The following is a 16,641-nucleotide window of genomic DNA, read 5'->3' on the forward strand; positions in this document are numbered from 1 at the left end:
AATTAGCGGGGGCGCCGCGAAAGGAGTATTCCGGCGGATTCCTTGAATTCGGCCCGGCGGCATGGTCACGATTGAAGGGCAGGCCGAATCAGGAGGGGCGGCGGATGGACAGCTACGACGTGGTGATCGTCGGCGGTGGGCACAACGGCCTGGTGGCGGCCGCGTACCTGGCGCGGGCGGGCCGGTCGGTGCTCGTGCTCGAACGGCGGGGTGAGACCGGTGGCGCCGCCGTCTCGTTCCGGGCGTTCGAGGGCGTGGACGTCCGGCTTTCGCGCTACTCGTACCTGGTCAGCCTGCTGCCGAAGAAGATCGTGGCCGACCTCGGCCTCGACGTGGAGCTGCGACGGCGCCGGATGTCGTCCTACACCCCGTCGGGCGGCATCGGTCTCCTTGTCGACAACGACGACGCCGTCCGGACGGCGTCGTCGTTCCGGGCGGTCACCGGGTCCACTTCGGACTTCTCGGCCTGGCAACGGTTCTACGAGCTGACCGGGCGCGTCGCCGGGCGCGCGTTCGGCACGCTCACCGAACCACTGCTGTCCGAAGTGGACTTCCGCGAACGCGTCGGCGACGCCGAGGCGTGGTCCGTGCTGTTCGAACGGCCGATCGGCGAAGCGCTCACCTCGTGGTTCGGCCACGACACGGTGCGCGGCGTGGTGCTCACCGACGCGCTGATCGGCACGTTCGCCCCGGCGGACGGCGAGGACCTGCGGCAGAACCGGTGCCTGCTCTACCACGTGATCGGCAACGGCACCGGCGACTGGGACGTCCCGGTCGGCGGCATGGGCGCGGTCACCCGTTCGCTCGCGGCGGTCGCCGCCGCGGCGGGCGCGCGCCTGACGACCGGCGCGGAAGTGCTCGCGATCGACCCGGACGGCGAGGTGCGTTACCGGCGTGACGACACCGAATTCGTCGTCCGGGGCGGGCACGTCCTGGCGAACGTCGCGCCGGCGACGCTCGCCAGGCTGCTGGGCGAGGAACCGGCGGAGCGCCCGGAAGGCGCCCAGCTGAAGGTGAACATGGTGCTGACGCGGCTGCCGAGGCTGCGGGACCCGGCCGTCGATCCGGCCGACGCGTTCGGGGGCACCTTCCACGTCAACGAGAGCTACCGGCAGCTGGAGACGGCGTACCGCGAGGCGGCGGCGGGGCGGATCCCCTCGCTGCCACCGTGCGAGATCTATTGCCACTCGTTGACCGATCCGTCGATCCTCGGCCCGGCCGAACGCTCGGCCGGCACGCACACGCTCACCCTGTTCGGCCTGCACATGCCGGCCCGCCTCTTCGAGGGGCGCAACGAAGAGGCACGCGAAGCGGCGTTGCGCGCAACGCTGGCTTCGCTGAACAGCGTGCTGGCCGAGCCGATCGAGGACTGCCTGCTGACCGCGCCGGACGGCAGGCCCTGCGTGGAGGCGAAGACCCCGCTGGACCTGGAAGCCGAGCTGGGCCTTCCGGCGGGGCACATCTTCCACCGGGACCTGTCGTGGCCGTTCGCCGAAGATCCGGCCCAGGCCGGCCGATGGGGCGTCGAGACCGCCCACGAACGCATTCTGTTGTGTGGCGCGGGTGCCGTGAGAGGAGGTGGTGTCAGCGGCATTCCCGGCCACAACGCGGCGATGGCGGTGCTCGGCGCCGGGTGAACCGGGTCAGGCGTCGTGTTCGGTGCACAGACACGCGACGCCCGGCTCGATCCACTCCCGGCCGGCCCAGTCCGGGTGGCGTTCGAGGAGCAGCGCGCGGACTTCGGCGGTGATTTCGTCCACGCCCATCGCCGAATCCCGGCGTCGCCAGGTCTCGTCCCGCAGTTCTCGCAGGTAGGCACGGACGTCGGTGAGCACCGCCCCGCCGCCGACCTCTCCGTGCCCGGGAACCACCACCCGGTGCCCGGCGGCGATCAGCCGGTCCAGGACGGCGAGCCAGCCCACGCCCGAGACGTCCGTGTCGTGCGGCGGGAACCATGGGAAGATGGCGAACTGCCCGGTCTCGGCCAGGTCGCCGGTGAACAGCACGCCGGCGTCCGGCACCTCGACGACCTGGTCGCCCGCGGTGTGCCCGCGGCCGGTCGGGCGCAGCCGGACGGTCCGGCCGCCGAGGTCGAGCGTGTGCTCGTCGTAGACCAGGTCGGGGGTGGGCACGCGGACGCCGTCGAGGCGGCGGGCGATCGTCTCGCCCAGGCCGCGGAACATCTCCAGGTAGCCCGGGCCCTTGGCGGCGAGGTCTTCGGCCTGGCCGCGGTTGACCAGGTAGGTGGCCTCGCCGGCGAACACCTGCGCGCCGAACGCGTGCTCCGGGTGGAAGTGCGTCGTGGTCAGGTACAGGCGCCGGCCCTTCGCCACTTCGCGGGCGAAGGCGAGGACCTGCGCCGCGTTGGCGGTGCCGATGCCCGTGTCGACGACGAGGACGGCCTCCGTGCCGCCGACGACACCGATGTTGGGCACCAGGTCGACGTGGTCGTTCGGGATCACCAGCAGGTCGGGGGCGATCTCCCGGGCGCCGGAGACGCGCACCGCGGGATCGGTCAGCTCGGTCATGCCCCGATTCCACCGCCACCCGTGCACCGTCGTCCAAGACCGGTTCGGTGGTGCCGATACCGGGCGCCTATCGTCGCCGGTCATGGAGCTGCGCACGCTGCGGTACTTCGTCGCGGTCGCCGAAGAACTCCACTTCGGCCGGGCCGCTGCGCGGCTGCACATGAGCCAGCCGCCGCTGAGCCGCGCGATCAAGCAGCTGGAAACCGACGTCGGGGCGGTCCTGTTGCTGCGGTCCGCCGCGGGCGTCACGCTCACCCCGGCCGGGACGGCGCTGCTGGCCGAGGCGCGGGCCCTGCTCGAACAGGCCGACCAGGCCCGCGTGCGCGTCGCCACGGCGGCGGGCGCGCCGGTCCTCACCGTCGGCATCCTCGGCGACGGCGCGGACCCGGCCGCGAACCGCCTCGCCGACGCCTACCGGCGGCAGCACCCGGACGTCGAGGTCCGCGTCCGCGACACCGACCTCACCGACCCCACCTGCGGCCTGCGGGCCGGGCTGGTCGACGTCGCGCTGACCCGCGGGCCCTTCGACCAGACCGGCCTGACTGTGCAGGAGCTGCGGGCCGACCCGGTGGGCGCGGTGCTGCGCGCCGACGACCCCCTCGCCGGCCGCGACCGGCTCACGCTCGCCGACCTGGCCGGACGGCGCTGGTTCCGGTTCCCGGACGGCACCGACCCGGTCTGGCAGGCGTACTGGCACGGCGGCGAACCCCGCGAAGGGCCGGTGGTGCGGGCGGTGCAGGAGTGCCTGCAGGCCGTGCTGTGGAACGGCACGGTCGGGCTGATGCCGCTCGGGCACCGGCCGCCGGGGGAGCTGGTGGTGCTGCCGCTGGCCGATCTGGCGCCGAGCCCGGTGGTGGTCGCCTGGAAGGACGCCGGGCCGCTGGTCCGGTCGTTCGCGCGGCTCGCGGTGGGCGCGTACCGGGCCTGAGCCCCCGGCGCCGGACTTCGGGTCGCGCGGCTCGCGGCGGGCGCCTGTCGAGCCTGAGTCTCGGCGCGGGACTGCAGGTTGCGCGGCTCGCGGCGGCTGCGTACCGGGCTTGAGCCTCGGCGCGGGACTGCAGGTTGCGCGGCTCGCGGCGGCTGCGTACCGGGCCTGAGCCCCGGCGCCGGACCTCAGGCGGCTCGCGGTGGCCGCCTACCGGGCCTGAGCCCCCGGCGCCGGACCTCAGGCCGTGCGGTCGCGCGGCGACGGCAGCCGGAACAAGCCCTGGAGCCGGCGCAGCGCCGTGCGGTCGCCGGAGGTTGTGGCGGCGCCGGTCTCGATCGCCTTTGCCAGCGTCAGGGTTCCGCCGGTCACTTCGAGGAACGCCGCCTCGCCGATCGTGATGGTGGCGTCGGGATGCTGGGCCGGGCCGTGGAGCGCCTCGATCGTCCCGTGGTCGACGCGGGCGTGGAACACCTCGTCGCCGATACGGAATTCGTACACCGCGCGCAGGTCGCCGGCGGCCTCGGCGTCGAAGCACGCCCGCAGCCCGAGCACGGCCCAGCCGGGGTGGAACGTCTCGGTCTCGCGGCGTTCGCCCATCGCCCACTTCAGGCCCCACCGCGCCAGGGCCAGCACCGCCGGCCCGAGCTCTTCACCGGCTTCGGTGAGCGCGTACGCCGGGGTCCGGGCCGGCGGCGGCAGCGTGACCTTGCGCGCCAGCCCGTCGCGTTCCAGGTGCTTGAGGCGGGCGGCGAGCAGTCCGGTGCCGAGGCCGCGGAGGCTCGCCTGCAGGTCGCCGAAGCGCTTGGGTCCGGTCAGCAGTTCGCGGATCAGCAGCAGTGTCCAGCGTTCGCCGACGAGGTCGAGCGTGCGCGCGGTCGCGCAGTACTGGTTGTACGTCCGCTGGTCCACCTCACCACTTTAGAACCTCACGCTTCCGCTTCTTGAAGCAGCAGGCGGGCGAGTGGCTCGGGGTGGGTGAGCATGACGTCGTGCGGCGCGTCCAGCGGGATTGTCCGGTAGCCGACGGCCTCGCCGAACTCCTCGAACGCGTAGGTCTTCGGCCGGCACCAGACGGCCGTGCCCGGAATCCGGTCGACGGCCCCGCTCAGCCGGGTGGCCTCGGTGAACGAGCGCAGGGACTGCGGGACCAGCCGCGGCGCCAGCCAGGCCACGTCTTCCGGATCGGTGACGCCGTAGGCCGCCGGGGGTGGCGCGGGAATCGCCGAGCCGCCCCCGGCCGCGCCGAGGAGGGCCTGCACGGTGGTCTCGGGCGCGAGGCCGAACATGCTGCTGCCGTCGGGACCGGCCCAGCCGTCGACGAGGACAACGCGCCCGACGGTGTCCGGGCGGGTGTCGGCCGCTTCGCGGACGACCAGACCCGCGTAGCTGTGCCCGACCAGCACGACGTCGTCGTCGCGGAGGGTGTCCAGCGCGGCGACAACGGCTTCGGCGTGGTCGTGGAGGCCGTCGGACGCGCCGAGTTCCGGGGTCAGCGTGCGCGCCCCGGCGGCGTGCAGCAGCGGGACGAGCCGGTCCCAGGCCCACGGGCCGTGCCAGGCGCCGTGGACGAGAACGAACGTGGTCATGGCGGAAGGCTAGCGCATCGACTTCCTGTTTTTGAAGTAGCAAGTTCTCCTTCGAGAAGGGGTCAGACCACCGGCGGGCGGCGGACGTCGTAGAGGTCCCAGTCCAGCTGCCAGAAACTGTCGATGCCGTGCTCGCGGATGTACTTCCGCTCGGTGTCGTGCACCGGGTAGCAGCCCGCGATGCTGATCGGGGCGCCGCCGACGTCGATCAGCGTGTACTGGTGCGCGTCGAGGCCCGCCGGCGCCGAAACGGCGAACGCCGTCATCGACGACTCCGGCGCGATCGGCTGGCCGAAGTCGATGGTGTCGCCGTAGACGAACGGGCACGTGCCGCGCAGCTGCTCGGCCAGGTAACCGATGGCCAGCGCCCAGACCGGGTCGTCGGACCGGACGCTGATCCACAGCTCCGGCCGCACCCCGTGCCAGTCCGGGTGGTCGGCCAGGGAAAGCCCGTAGGTCGCGCCGGTCAGGTAGCGCGGCTCGGGTTCGTCGGCGTAGACGACCGCGATGACGTCGTCGAGCCCGGGCTGCGTCGACGGGATGGGCTGCAGCCGGGGCGCGGCGGACCCGGTCAGGGTGTCGAGATGGGCGAGATACCGCTCGGCACGGCTCGGCATGGCGCGCAGCATACGACCGGCCGGGCGCCGGCGTGGATCATCTCGCTGGCCGCGGCGCGGCAAGATCGGGCAGGGTGGGGGAATGCGAGTGCTCGTGATCGGCAGCGGAATCGGCGGCGCGGCGACGGCCTGGCACCTCGCGGGCCGCGGCGCGGAAGTGATCGTGGCCGACGCGGCCCGCCCGGGGACGGCGACCGAAGCCGGCGCCGGCATCGTCAGCCCGTGGACATCGCAGTGGGACGACGCGCTGTACCCGCTCGCGGCGGCGGCCGCCCGGTACTACCGGGAGTTCACCGCGGAGCTGGAAGGTTCGTCGTTCGAGGTGGTCGGCGGCATGGTGGTTTCGGCCGACGACGCGGAACTGGCCGAGGCACACGAGCGGCTGACGTCCCGGGCGGCGGACGCGCCCGAGATCGGCGAGGTCCGGCGCCTCGACCCGGCGCAGGCCCGCGAGCTGTTCCCGGCACTGGCGCCCGGGCTGGGCGCGGTGCACTTCGCGGGCGCCGGCCGCGTCGACGGCCACCTGCTGCGCCGTGCCCTGTTGGCGGCCGCCGAGCGCCGGGGCGCGAAGTTCGCCGAGGGCGAGGTCGCCTTCCGCGCGGACGGCACGGTCGCGGGCCCGGACGGTCCCCTGGAAGCGGACAGCGTGGTGGTGGCGGCCGGCGCGTGGAGCCGCGAACTGCTGGCCCCGCTGGGCATCGACCTGCCGGTGACGCCGCACCGCGGCCAGATCAGCCACTTCGACCTGCCGGGCACGGAGACGGCGGCGTGGCCGGTGGTCCTGCCGCGGCCCGGCAGCCACTACCTCCTGGCCTTCGGTGGCGGCCGGGTGGTGGCGGGCGCGACGCGCGAGGCGGACGCGGGCTTCGACTACCGCGTCACGGCGGCTGGGCAGCGTGAGGTGCTGGACAACGCGCTGGCGGTGGCACCGGGCCTGGCGGACGCCACCCTCGCGGAGACCCGGGTCGGCTTCCGCCCGGGCACACCGGACGGTCTCCCGGTGCTGGGTTCGATCAGGCCGGGCTTGGCGGTGTCGACGGGCTTCGGCGCGGGCGGGCTGACGAACGCGCCCTTCGCGGGAAAGCTGGTCGCGGCGGTGGCGCTGGGGGAGGACCCGGGCTTCGACCTGAGCCCGTTCGCCCCGGACCGGTTCTGACGGAGTCCCGGCCCTCGCTAGCGGTCGTGGTGGCAGACGGCTTCCAGCTTGAGGCCGAACGGGTCGAGCCAGAACAGCGCGAAGTAGGGCGGCGGGTACTGCGGGAAGTCCTGCGGCTCGTGCAGCACCGCGTCCCCGGTCGAGCGGACGTGGTCGTGCACGGCGTGGACGGCCGCGCGGGTCTTGACCATGAACGCCAGGTGCTGCAGCCCCGTCCGTTCCGCGCGGTGGACACCGCCGTCGGTCGCCGGGTAGAAGAACAGGAACGTGCCCGGCTTGCCGCCCGCAGGCCGGTACGCGAACTGGTCGCCGGCGCTCAGGAACGGCTCGAAGCCGACCAGCGGCATCAGAGCGTCGTAGTACCGCTTGGCCGCGCCGAGGTCCGGCACGTTGATCCCCAGGTGACCGAGCACACCCCGACCTTAACCGGCCTCCGGCCCGTCAGCCCTCGGTGACCAGCTCCAGCGCGTGCTCGCCGGTGCGCTCGACCACCAGGCCGGCCTTGGTGATCACCTTGGCCAACTGGTCCACAGTGGACGGCTCGGCCCGGGTGGCCGCCAGCACGTGCGCCAGCCGTCCCTTGTACGCCTTGTTGAAGTGGCTGACCGTGACGCGCTCGCCGCGGGCGTTCTCCGTCACCACGCGGACCGTCACCGCGTCCGGGCGCAGCTTCGCGAACGCCGAGTACGTCCCCGAGCGCAGGTCGACCACCAGGCCCTCCACCTCCCGCAGCACCGGCTCGAGGACCGGCTTCCACAGCCCGCGGACGGTGCCCAGCGCCGGCAGCGAGTTGCCGCCCGAGAGGCGGTACGCCGGGATCGGGTCGGTCGCCGACACCACGCCGAACAGCGACGACGTCACCGCCAGCCGCCGGTGGGCCTTCTCCAGCCCCGCCTTCGTGAAGCTCTTCACGTCCAGCGCGTCGTACAGCACGCCGGTGTAGCGGCGCAGCGCCGGCATCGTCGGGGACGTCCACAGCTGCGCGTTGCGCGCCACCTCGCCCGCCTGCCGCTCGGTGATGCCGAGGGCCGCGATGCTCGCGGGGACGTCGGCGGCCAGCTCGGCCAGCGCGTCGGCGAGCTTCGCGCGCGTCGAGTTCAGCTCGGGGAACGACAGCGCGTCGAGGTCGAGCGGGGCACCGCGGCCGCCGTCGGCCTTGGTCTCGGAAGGGGGGAGGAGCACCAGCACACCGCGAGCGTAAATCGGGGTGCACCGGCGCCGCCGTCCGGCCTAGCCTCGCGGGATGGACCTGACCTGGCGCCCGCTGACCCTGGACGACGCTCCCGCCCTCGCCCGGCTCTACGCGGCGGCCGAGGAAGTCGACCGGACGGGTGAGCACTTCAGCGCGGAAGACCTCCGCGAGGAGCTGGCCGGCCCCAACGTCGACCTGGCCCGCGCCACCGTCGGCGCCTGGGCCGGCGACGACCTGGTCGGCTACGGCCTGGCCCGCCGCCGCGACGCCGCCGAACCGGTGCACATGATCCGGATCCAGTCGGTCGTGCAGCCGGACCACCGGACCGACGCCGTCGGCACTCACCTGGTCGAGTGGTTCGCGCGCACGAGCCGCGAGGTCCACGAGCGCGCCTTCCCGGGCGCGCCGCTCGAACTCCACCACGGCAGCCACCAGAACGAACGCTGGATCGCCGGCGTCCTCACCCGCGCGGGCTACACCCACCGCCGGACGATGGTCACCATGCGCGTCAGCCTCGCCGACCTGCCGCCACAGCCCCCGTTGCCGGACGGCATCGAGGCGGTGCCGTTCGGCTTCGAGCACGACCTCGCCGCCCTCGCCGCCCGCAACGACACCTTCGCCGGCCACTGGGGCAGCACGGTCTACGGGCCCGACGCCTGGCGCCACCTGGTCACCGGCTCGAAGGACTTCCGCCCGGACCTGTCGTTCCTCGTGCTCGACGGCGACAGTGACGGTGACAAGGTGCTGGCGTTCGTCCTCAGCCACCACTACGCGTCCGAAACCGAGGCGACGGGCATCCGCGAGCACTACGCCACCTGGGTGGGAACCCGGGCGGTGCTGCGCGGCCGCGGCGTCGCGTCCGGGCTGCTGGGGCACACGCTCCGCGCGGCGAAGAACGCGGGATTCGACCGGTCCGCCCTCAACGTCGACGTCGACAATGCGCACCGCGCGCTGGGTGTTTACGAACGGTGCGGATATCGCGTCGACGACGAATGGCACGTGTACGTGCTGTCCTGAATGTGGGACGCCCCACCGCCGATCGGGGAATGGACGGCATTCGTACCATCACGACATGAAGCCGACTTCCACCTCGCCCGGTTCGAGGGCATTGGCCGCTTCGCTGCGTGAAGTGCGGGTAGCGCGGGGAAAAGGGCTGCGCGAACTCGCCCGGATGGTCCGGATTCTGCCGCAGTTGCTGTCGGCGTGGGAAAAGGGACAGCGGGTGCCGCAGCCCGAGGACGTGGCGAGGTTGCTGGGCGCGCTGCGGGTCGACGACGTGACCTACGACCGCATGATGCGCCTGGCCAGGCACGCCCGCGACGACAACTGGCTCGACTCGAACCCGTCGGACCTGCCGCCCGCGCTGAGCGGGATCGTCGAGTACGAGCGCACCGCCACCCGCATCACGATGTGGTCGCTGGCGGTGTTGCCGGGAATCTTGCAAACGCCGGATTATGCCCGCGATGTGCTGACCAATGCCGAGATCGGCCTGGCGCAAGCCGACGCGATGCTGGTGGCGCGGCTGGAGCGCCAGCGGATCCTGGTGAAGCCGGAACCGGTCCGGCTGACCGCATTCCTCGGCGAAATGGCGATCCGCGAGCAGATCGGCAGCGCCGAGATCATGTCCGATCAGATGGACCACCTGACCCGGGTGGCCGATCTTCCCAATGTCTCGCTGCGGATAGTGCCGCGGAACATCGGTTATCACCCCGGGCTGATCGGCCCGTTTGTCCTGTATGAATTCGGTTCTCTGCCGCCCATCGTGCACCTGGAAAGTTCCCATGCCACCGCATTCCTGCACGATGAAGATGTTGTCCGCGACTACCGGCGCCAGGCTAAGATCTTGGCTAACAGGGCGTTGAGCGAAGACGCCACCCGGGACCTGTTCCGGGAGGTCGCACGATAACCCGGGAGGCTGTCGCATGGAGAACGTCACCTGGCGCAAGTCGAGCTACAGCGGTGGCCAATCCGAGTGCGTCGAGGTGAAGCTCGATCGCTCGATCGCCATCCGGGACACGAAGGCCCGGGAGCACGGGGAACTGACCGTCTCCCGCGCCGCGTGGGCCGCCGCCGTCAGCTCTCTACGACGTTGAGCAGCTCCTCACCCTTCACGTATCTCCGCAACTGCTCTGCCACCAGCTTCTTCGCGCGCGGATAGAACGACGCCGATCCGCCCGCGATGTGCGGGGTGATCACCACGCCCGGCACCGTCCACAGTAGATGGTCCGCGGGCAGTGGCTCCGGTTCCACGACGTCGAGACCGGCGCGGAGGCGCCCGGTGCTCGTCTGGGCGAGCAGCGCTTCCGTGTCGATCGCCGTGCCGCGGCCGACGTTGATCACCAGGGCGTCGTCGGGCAGGGCGGCCAGCTCGGCCGGGCCGATGAGACCTCGCGTGGCCGGGGTGTCGGGCAGGACCAGCACCACGATGTCGGCCTCGGGCAGCAGCGCCGGCAGTTCGGCGACCCCGTGGACCTCCTGGTCCGGACGGGGGCGGCTCGCCACCCTCGTCACCACGGCCTCGGCGGCGACGAGCTGGCGCTCGATGGCCTGCCCGATGGAGCCGTACCCGACCAGGAGCACCCGGCTGTCGGCCAGCGACCGGGTGTGCTCGCGCGCCCACTCGCCGCGTGCCTGCTGCGCGAACCACCGGGGCAGGTCCCGCTGCGCCGCGTGGATGAGCGCGAGGGCGTGCTCGGCGACGCTCAGGTCGTGCAGCCCGCGGCCGTTCGCCAGCCGCACGCCGCCGGGCAGCAGCGGCACGAGCGTCTCGACCCCGGCCGACAGCGACTGCACCACCCGCAGCGACGGCAGTTCCCCGATCAGCTTCGGCGGCTCCGGCCCGCGGTCGTAGGGCAGCACGTAGACCTCGACGTCGCCGAGGTTCGCCGGAGGGGCGCCGACGCCGTCGTAGTACGCGGCGCCGAGCTCCTCCGGCACGTCGATGTCGGTCCACGGCAGCAGTACGCGAGCGCTCATGCCGCCTTTCTACCCGCTACCGCGGGCAGCAACCGGGCGAAACTGCTCAGCTCTCAGTGCACCCCCGCCGACACGCAGAACTCGTTGCCCTCCGGATCGGTCAGCACCGTCCACGCCAGGCCCGGCACCTCGTGCTCCGCCACCTCCTTCGCGCCCAGCCCCACCAGCCGCTTCACCTCCGCCAAGCGATCGTCGCCGCCGAAGTCGACGTGGACCCGGTTCTTGCCCGCCCTCGGCTCCGGCACGCGTTGCAGCGCCAGGGGCAGCCCGCCCTCCGGCGGCGCGAGGATGAGGAACTCGCCCTCGTAGTCCTGCGCCACCGTCGTGCCCAGCGCCGCCGTCCAGAACCGCGCCAGCCCCCGCGGGTCCGCGCAGTCGATCGTGATCATGCCCATGTGGATCGCCATGCCACGAAGCTAGCGGGCACCACCGACAAAAACGGGCCGCCGAGTAACCCGTTGGAGTCACGGCGGGGGGATTGACTACCCTGAGCGGGACTTTCACACCCGCCCGGCGCAGGGAGCCCCGCAGTGATCACCAGGACTTCGTCGTTGTTCCTTCGCACGTTGCGCGAGGATCCGGCGGACGCCGAGGTACCGAGCCACCGGCTCCTGGTACGTGCCGGCTACGTCCGCCGGGTCGCCCCGGGCGGGTACTCCTGGCTGCCGCTCGGCCTGCGCGTGCTGCGCCGCATCGAGGCCGTCGTCCGCGAGGAGATGAACGCCATCGGCGCGCAGGAGATCCAGTTCCCCGCGCTGCTGCCGAAGGAGCCCTACGAGGCCACCGGCCGCTGGACCGAGTACGGCGACGGCCTCTTCCGCCTCAAGGACCGCAAGGGCGCCGACTACCTTCTCGGCCCGACGCACGAGGAGCTCTTCGCGCTGACCGTGAAGGGCGAGTACAGCTCGTACCGCGACTACCCGGTCACGCTGTACCAGATCCAGACCAAGTACCGCGACGAAGCGCGCCCCCGCGCCGGCATCCTGCGCGGCCGCGAGTTCGTCATGAAGGACTCCTACTCCTTCGACCTCGACGACGACGGCCTCGCGCGCTCCTACCAGGCCCACCGCGACGCCTACACCAAGTTGTTCGACCGCCTCGGCCTCGAGTACGTCGTCGTGAAGGCGACGTCGGGCGCCATGGGCGGCTCGGCGTCCGAGGAGTTCCTCGCGGTCGCCGAAACGGGCGAGGACACCTACGTCCGCAGCACCGAGTCCGGGTACGCGGCGAACGTCGAGGCCGTCGTCACGCCCGCGCCGCCCGCGCAGCCGATCGAGGGCCGCCCCGAGGCGCAGGTGCACCACACGCCGAACACGCCCACCATCGACACGCTCGTCGACTTCCTCAACAACGCCGGCCTGGGCCGCACGTTCACCGCCGCGGACACGCTGAAGAACGTCATGCTCAAGACGCGCCAGCCGGGCTCGGACGAGTGGACGCTCGTCTGCGTCGCCGTCCCGGGCGACCGCGAAGTGGACATGAAGCGCCTCGAAGCGTCGCTGGAGCCGGCCGAGGTCGCGCTGCTCGACGAGGCCGACTTCGCGAAGAACCCGTTCCTCGTCAAGGGCTACATCGGCCCGAAGGCGCTGCAGGACAACGGCGTGCGCTACCTCGCCGACCCGCGGATCGTCCCCGGCACCGCCTGGGTCACCGGGGCCGACAAGGTCGACCACCACGTCGTCGACCTGCTGGCCGGCCGCGACTTCACCCCGGACGGCACCATCGAGGCCGCCGAGGTCCGCGAGGGCGACGCGTCGCCGGACGGGCACGGCACCCTGGTCGCCGCGCGCGGTATCGAGATCGGGCACATCTTCCAGCTCGGGCGCAAGTACACCGACGCCTTCGAGGTCGACGCGCTCGGCCCCGACTCGAAGCCGATCCGGATCACCATGGGCTCCTACGGCGTCGGCGTCTCGCGGCTGGTCGGCGTGCTCGCCGAGCAGAACCACGACGACCTCGGCCTGATCTGGCCGCGGGTGGTCTCGCCGTTCGACGTGCACATCGTCATCGCGGGCAAGGACGAGACGGTCGCGGCCGGCGCCGAGAAGATCGCCGCCGAGCTGGACGCGGCCGGCGTCGAGGTCATCCTCGACGACCGCAAGGCGACCCCGGGGGTCAAGTTCGCGGACGCGGAGCTGGTCGGCGTGCCGACCATCCTGGTCGTCGGGCGCGGCCTGGCCAACGGCGTCGTCGAGGTCAAGGACCGGCGTTCGGGCGAGCGCGAGGAGATCGCGGTCGACGCCGTCGTCGAGCACCTGGTCAAGCTCGTCCGCTCCTGATGGGTGTGTTCTCCCGGCGCTCCGAAGACCCGGCGCCGGGGTATGAGGACAACGCGGCGCTTCGCGGGTTCGGCGGTTACGAACCCGCGGACGCGCCGCGCGCCCAGCCGAAGCGCATCCGCGCGAGGCCGAAGCCGCTGAAGTGGCGGCGGGCGCCGTGGTTCGGCCTGGTGTTCATCGCCCTGGTCGCGGGCGTGCTGAACGCGCTGGGCGTCGGCAAGCAGCACCCGGCGTCCTCTTCGCCGCCGCCCGCGCCGGTGGTGGTGACGCCTTCGCCGCGCGCGGCGGTGCCGGCGGCGGTCGCGGGGTGGCAGTCCGTGGCGGGCCGCGACGGCTCGTACGCCTACGACGTCCCGCCGAACTGGGAGCCGTCGCCCGGCACGCAGCACGGCTGGGACGGGATCCGGCTCATCACGAGCGCGTTCCTGGCCAAGTGCGGCGGCGCGGGCGTGACGACCGAGCCGCTGACGGACCTCGACGCGGCAGCCCGCAAGGCGGCGACGGACCTGGCCACGGCCGCGTACGGCGGATCACCCCAGGTCGGCCCGGGTGCGGACGCGCAGGTCACGAAGGCCGACGGCACGGCGATTCCCGCTCGGGTCGTGGTCGCCGAGGTGACGCCGGCGGCACCCGGGGAGTGCGCGACCCGGCACGCCGCGGTGGCGACGCTGGCTTTCGGCGGGAATTCGGGGACGTCCGGCGTGGTGGTGGCCTACGCGGACAGCGACCGTTCCGCGCGCGAGGAACTGGAGCGGATCGTGCGCAGCTACCGGTTCGTCCCGGTAGCGGCCCGCAGCACGACCACTCCGCCACCCACCACCTACCGCTGATCGCCGGAACGGTCGCGGGGCTCCGATCCGGCCGGCAGTCCGGCCAACGCGGAGACGACGAGCAGGGCCGCCGCCACCCAGGCCGCGGGGCCGACACCCCACAGGTTCGCCAGGGCGCCGGCAGCCAGCGCCCCGAGGGTTTGCGCGCCGTAGAGGACGACGGTGTAGAGCGCGACCGCCCGCGACCGCAGCCGCAGGGCCACCGAAAGCTGCAGGAAGGCGTTGTTCATGGTGATCGTGCCGGCGAAGGCCGCGCCGAAGACCGTCGCCACCACGAGCAGCAGGCCGACGTGCTCCGCCAGCGGAAGCACGGCCAGCCCGAGCGCGGCGGCCGAAGCGCAACCTGCCCGCAGCACGCGGTCGGTCACGACGTGCCGGACCGCCGGGTAAGCGACCGCCGAACAGACGGCGCCGACGCCGAACGCCGCCAGCGCCAGCCCGACGACGGGTTCGGGGAGCCGTCGCACAGTCAGCAGGTACACCGGGGTCAGCGCGAACATCACCTGGGCCAGGAGGAAGAACAGCCAGGTCCGGGTCAGCAAAGCGCGGTACGGAACGGATTCGCGCAGCAACGTGGTGGTTTCCTGCCACCCCGCACGCCAGCCATCCGGGCCGTCGTCCAGTTGCCCGATCCGGCGGGAATCGCGGAAGCACAGCACGAAACCGGCGAACGACAAGGCGTTGACCGCGTAGACCGGCAGCCCGCCGACGGCGCCGAACAGCCAGCCGCCCGCCGCGGGCCCGAGCGTCCTGGCGATGTTGAACGACAGGCTGTTGAGCGCGGCCCCGTCCTTGATCAGCTCCCCGGGCAGCGTCGAGGAAACCTCGGCGTTCCACGCCGGGTAGGCCGCCGCCCAAGCCGCGTTCAGCGCGAACGTCAGCGCCAGCAGCGCGCCCGGTCCCAGCGCTCCGGCGAAATCGAGCGCGGCGAACAGTGCGGCGGTCAGCGCACTCGCCGCATTGGCCCAGAACAGGACCGTGCCGCGGCCGATCCGGTCGGCGAGCATGCCCGCCGGCAAGGCAAGGAGGAAGACCGGCAGCGTCGCGGCCGCCGGCAGCAGGGCGTTGACCGCCGGCACGGCCGAGAAGTTCGCGAGCTGGGCCGCGGCCGCGGTGTTGTGCATCCAGGTGCCGAAATGCGAAAGCGCGGCGACGGTCCACAACCGGCGGTAGGCCGGGACGTGCAGGGGAGCCGTGCCGCGCCATCCCGTTTTCCCTCGCATGTATTGAGCATCATCACATTGATCAGCCTCGTCAATCTTGACTGAATCAATGTGAGAAGCTATCCCCATGGCCACGGACGAAACTGCGGCGCTCACCACCGACCAGGCCGCCCGGCTGCTCGGGGTGAAGCCGGAGACGGTGTACGCCTACGTCAGCCGGGGCCTCCTGAGCCGGCGGCGCGGAGAGGACGGCAGGTCGAGCCGGTTCGCGGCGGACGAGGTGCGGCAGCTGGCCGCGAAGCACGCCCGCGGCGTCCCGGCCAAGGGCTCGACGTCATCGATCGAGACCAGGCTGACGTCCATAACGGACGGCAGGCTGTACTACCGCGGCGAGGACGTCGCCCGGTTGGCGGGTTCCGCCGGGTTCGAGGCCGTCGTCGCTCTCCTGTGGACGGGTTCACTCGACGAACCACAGAGGCTGTCCGCGCCGGCCGCCACGACGAAGAGGGCCAAGACCGCGATCAAGCCGCTCGCCGCGGACGCTCGTCCGTGCGATCTGCTGCCGATTGTCGTCGCGGCCGCCGCCACCGCCGATCCGTTGCGCTACGACGTCCAGCCGGACACTGTCGTGCGGACCGGGCGCACCCTGCTGGCGGTGCTGGCCGAAGCATTGCCGAAAATCGGCGCCGAGCCGCGGCAGCCTTCCCTGGCCGCGCGGCTGTGGCCCGCGTTGACCTCACGACCGCCCACCGACGAAGCCTTGCGTGCGCTGGACGCCGCAATGGTGCTGCTGGCCGACCACGATCTCGCCGCCTCCACGATGGCGGCCCGGCTCGCGGCGTCGACGCGAGCCCACCCGTACGCCGTGGTCGGCGCCGGGCTCGGCGTGCTGGACGGCCCGCGGCACGGCGCGGCGGCCGGGCTGGCGCACCGGTTCCTGCGGGACGCTCTGCGCGGCGGGGACCCGGTCGGTGAACTGTCGGAGCACCTGCGCGACGGCGGCGGACAGGCGCCGGGCTTCGGCGAAGACTTCTACCCCGCGGGCGACCCACGCGCCGCCCGGCTCCTGGAAATCCTGCTCGACACGGGCTTGCCGAACGATTTGAAGTCCACGGTCGTCCGGTTGCGCGACGCGACCGCGGACCGTCCGCGGATCCGGCCCAACGTCGATTTCGCGCTCGCTGTGCTGTGCCACGCGAACGAGATGGTCGCCGGAGCGGGAGAAACCATCCGGGCGGTCGCCCGGACCGCGGGCTGGATCGCCCACGCGCTGGAGGAGTACCGCGAACCACCGGACCGGCTCCGGCCGACGGGGATCTACACCGGAGCCCGGGCCCGCCGCGGACCCTCGGCGGACACCTACCGCTGATCGCCGGAATTCGGCAG

18 protein-coding genes are annotated in these 16,641 nt (G+C 72.5%); 9 read left to right on the plus strand and 9 right to left on the minus strand.

Going from position 1 to position 16,641, the window contains the following annotated elements; translation table 11 throughout:
* The first annotated feature begins 104 nt into the window (after positions 1 to 104).
* Positions 105 to 1,637 carry a phytoene desaturase family protein gene (locus IE317_RS31700; protein ID WP_191315037.1) on the plus strand — a complete coding sequence of 511 codons (1,533 nt, stop codon included), beginning with the start codon at positions 105 to 107 and terminating at the stop codon, positions 1,635 to 1,637.
* Positions 1,638 to 1,643: 6 nt separating this feature from the next.
* Here IE317_RS31700 and IE317_RS31705 read toward each other — a convergent pair whose 3' ends face one another.
* A complete protein-coding gene (locus IE317_RS31705) occupies positions 1,644 to 2,528 on the minus strand; it encodes an MBL fold metallo-hydrolase (RefSeq protein WP_191315038.1) in 885 nt (294 codons plus the stop codon).
* Between the two features lie 82 nt (positions 2,529 to 2,610).
* Here IE317_RS31705 and IE317_RS31710 point away from each other — a divergent pair, with 82 nt between their 5' ends.
* Entirely contained in the window at positions 2,611 to 3,456 is an 846-nt protein-coding gene (locus tag IE317_RS31710) for a LysR family transcriptional regulator (protein ID WP_191315039.1), read from the plus strand.
* A 237-nt stretch (positions 3,457 to 3,693) separates the two neighbouring features.
* Here the strand turns inward: IE317_RS31710 and IE317_RS31715 are convergent, their stop codons facing one another.
* The 3 genes from IE317_RS31715 to IE317_RS31725 form a co-directional block, all read right to left on the minus strand.
* Positions 3,694 to 4,365: a winged helix-turn-helix transcriptional regulator gene (locus tag IE317_RS31715; RefSeq protein ID WP_191315040.1), complete on the minus strand. Its 672-nt coding sequence runs from the start codon at positions 4,363 to 4,365 to the stop codon at positions 3,694 to 3,696.
* A 17-nt stretch (positions 4,366 to 4,382) separates the two neighbouring features.
* Complete coding sequence (locus IE317_RS31720) at positions 4,383 to 5,042, minus strand: alpha/beta fold hydrolase (protein ID WP_191315041.1); 660 nt, start codon at positions 5,040 to 5,042, stop codon at positions 4,383 to 4,385.
* 62 nt (positions 5,043 to 5,104) lie between these two features.
* Entirely contained in the window at positions 5,105 to 5,659 is a 555-nt protein-coding gene (locus tag IE317_RS31725) for a suppressor of fused domain protein (RefSeq protein WP_229903021.1), read from the minus strand.
* 82 nt (positions 5,660 to 5,741) lie between these two features.
* Here IE317_RS31725 and IE317_RS31730 point away from each other — a divergent pair, with 82 nt between their 5' ends.
* On the plus strand, positions 5,742 to 6,815 hold the full coding sequence (locus IE317_RS31730; RefSeq protein WP_191315043.1) for an NAD(P)/FAD-dependent oxidoreductase: 1,074 nt from the start codon (positions 5,742 to 5,744) through the stop codon (positions 6,813 to 6,815).
* Positions 6,816 to 6,832: 17 nt separating this feature from the next.
* Here the strand turns inward: IE317_RS31730 and IE317_RS31735 are convergent, their stop codons facing one another.
* Together IE317_RS31735 and yaaA are read right to left on the minus strand one after the other, a co-directional pair.
* A complete protein-coding gene (locus tag IE317_RS31735) occupies positions 6,833 to 7,228 on the minus strand; it encodes a VOC family protein (RefSeq protein WP_191315044.1) in 396 nt (131 codons plus the stop codon).
* Positions 7,229 to 7,256: 28 nt separating this feature from the next.
* Positions 7,257 to 8,003 (minus strand): peroxide stress protein YaaA, encoded by a 747-nt coding sequence (gene yaaA / locus IE317_RS31740; RefSeq protein WP_191315045.1) that lies wholly within the window; start codon positions 8,001 to 8,003, stop codon positions 7,257 to 7,259.
* Positions 8,004 to 8,058: 55 nt separating this feature from the next.
* On the opposite strand from yaaA, the gene IE317_RS31745 reads away from it, so the two are divergent.
* From IE317_RS31745 to IE317_RS31755, 3 genes are read left to right on the plus strand one after another with little or no spacing between them, the layout of a single operon-like run.
* Complete coding sequence (locus tag IE317_RS31745) at positions 8,059 to 9,024, plus strand: GNAT family N-acetyltransferase (RefSeq protein ID WP_191315046.1); 966 nt, start codon at positions 8,059 to 8,061, stop codon at positions 9,022 to 9,024.
* Between the two features lie 55 nt (positions 9,025 to 9,079).
* On the plus strand, positions 9,080 to 9,913 hold the full coding sequence (locus IE317_RS31750) for a helix-turn-helix domain-containing protein (RefSeq protein WP_191315047.1): 834 nt from the start codon (positions 9,080 to 9,082) through the stop codon (positions 9,911 to 9,913).
* 16 nt (positions 9,914 to 9,929) lie between these two features.
* The gene (locus IE317_RS31755; RefSeq protein WP_191315048.1) at positions 9,930 to 10,100 is read left to right on the plus strand and encodes a DUF397 domain-containing protein; all 171 of its coding nucleotides are present in this window, start codon (positions 9,930 to 9,932) and stop codon (positions 10,098 to 10,100) included.
* Here IE317_RS31755 and IE317_RS31760 read toward each other — a convergent pair.
* Entirely contained in the window at positions 10,081 to 10,983 is a 903-nt protein-coding gene (locus tag IE317_RS31760; protein ID WP_191315049.1) for a 2-hydroxyacid dehydrogenase, read from the minus strand. The two genes, IE317_RS31755 and IE317_RS31760, sit on opposite strands and share 20 nt — an antisense overlap.
* Before the next feature lie 53 nt (positions 10,984 to 11,036).
* A complete protein-coding gene (locus IE317_RS31765) occupies positions 11,037 to 11,390 on the minus strand; it encodes a VOC family protein (protein ID WP_191315050.1) in 354 nt (117 codons plus the stop codon).
* Between the two features lie 123 nt (positions 11,391 to 11,513).
* Between IE317_RS31765 and IE317_RS31770 the strand changes: the two genes are divergently transcribed.
* Positions 11,514 to 13,262, plus strand: coding sequence for a proline--tRNA ligase (locus tag IE317_RS31770; RefSeq protein WP_191315051.1), 1,749 nt, complete (start codon positions 11,514 to 11,516; stop codon positions 13,260 to 13,262).
* On the plus strand, positions 13,262 to 14,092 hold the full coding sequence (locus tag IE317_RS31775) for a hypothetical protein (RefSeq protein ID WP_191315052.1): 831 nt from the start codon (positions 13,262 to 13,264) through the stop codon (positions 14,090 to 14,092). Before IE317_RS31770 ends, IE317_RS31775 begins: the two co-directional genes overlap by 1 nt.
* Here the strand turns inward: IE317_RS31775 and IE317_RS31780 are convergent.
* Positions 14,083 to 15,315 carry an MFS transporter gene (locus IE317_RS31780; protein WP_191315053.1) on the minus strand — a complete coding sequence of 411 codons (1,233 nt, stop codon included), beginning with the start codon at positions 15,313 to 15,315 and terminating at the stop codon, positions 14,083 to 14,085. The genes IE317_RS31775 and IE317_RS31780 overlap by 10 nt on opposite strands.
* Before the next feature lie 67 nt (positions 15,316 to 15,382).
* On the opposite strand from IE317_RS31780, the gene IE317_RS31785 reads away from it, so the two are divergent.
* Entirely contained in the window at positions 15,383 to 16,624 is a 1,242-nt protein-coding gene (locus tag IE317_RS31785) for a citrate/2-methylcitrate synthase (RefSeq protein ID WP_191315054.1), read from the plus strand.
* The last annotated feature ends 17 nt before the right edge of the window (positions 16,625 to 16,641 follow it).

The organism is Amycolatopsis bullii (genome assembly GCF_014654205.1).
Classification (GTDB): domain Bacteria; phylum Actinomycetota; class Actinomycetes; order Mycobacteriales; family Pseudonocardiaceae; genus Amycolatopsis; species Amycolatopsis plumensis.

What these genes read in the sequence shown, in the direction of transcription:
- IE317_RS31700 (WP_191315037.1), top strand. Translation starts at nt 105, where the DNA reads ATGGACAGCTACGACGTGGTGATCGTCGGCGGTGGGCACAACGGCCTG.
- IE317_RS31705 (WP_191315038.1), bottom strand. Translation starts at nt 2,528, where the DNA reads ATGACCGAGCTGACCGATCCCGCGGTGCGCGTCTCCGGCGCCCGGGAG.
- IE317_RS31710 (WP_191315039.1), top strand. Translation starts at nt 2,611, where the DNA reads ATGGAGCTGCGCACGCTGCGGTACTTCGTCGCGGTCGCCGAAGAACTC.
- IE317_RS31720 (WP_191315041.1), bottom strand. Translation starts at nt 5,042, where the DNA reads ATGACCACGTTCGTTCTCGTCCACGGCGCCTGGCACGGCCCGTGGGCC.
- IE317_RS31725 (WP_229903021.1), bottom strand. Translation starts at nt 5,659, where the DNA reads ATGCCGAGCCGTGCCGAGCGGTATCTCGCCCATCTCGACACCCTGACC.
- IE317_RS31730 (WP_191315043.1), top strand. Translation starts at nt 5,742, where the DNA reads ATGCGAGTGCTCGTGATCGGCAGCGGAATCGGCGGCGCGGCGACGGCC.
- IE317_RS31745 (WP_191315046.1), top strand. Translation starts at nt 8,059, where the DNA reads ATGGACCTGACCTGGCGCCCGCTGACCCTGGACGACGCTCCCGCCCTC.
- IE317_RS31750 (WP_191315047.1), top strand. Translation starts at nt 9,080, where the DNA reads ATGAAGCCGACTTCCACCTCGCCCGGTTCGAGGGCATTGGCCGCTTCG.
- IE317_RS31755 (WP_191315048.1), top strand. Translation starts at nt 9,930, where the DNA reads ATGGAGAACGTCACCTGGCGCAAGTCGAGCTACAGCGGTGGCCAATCC.
- IE317_RS31760 (WP_191315049.1), bottom strand. Translation starts at nt 10,983, where the DNA reads ATGAGCGCTCGCGTACTGCTGCCGTGGACCGACATCGACGTGCCGGAG.
- IE317_RS31765 (WP_191315050.1), bottom strand. Translation starts at nt 11,390, where the DNA reads ATGGCGATCCACATGGGCATGATCACGATCGACTGCGCGGACCCGCGG.
- IE317_RS31775 (WP_191315052.1), top strand. Translation starts at nt 13,262, where the DNA reads ATGGGTGTGTTCTCCCGGCGCTCCGAAGACCCGGCGCCGGGGTATGAG.
- IE317_RS31780 (WP_191315053.1), bottom strand. Translation starts at nt 15,315, where the DNA reads ATGCGAGGGAAAACGGGATGGCGCGGCACGGCTCCCCTGCACGTCCCG.
- IE317_RS31785 (WP_191315054.1), top strand. Translation starts at nt 15,383, where the DNA reads ATGGCCACGGACGAAACTGCGGCGCTCACCACCGACCAGGCCGCCCGG.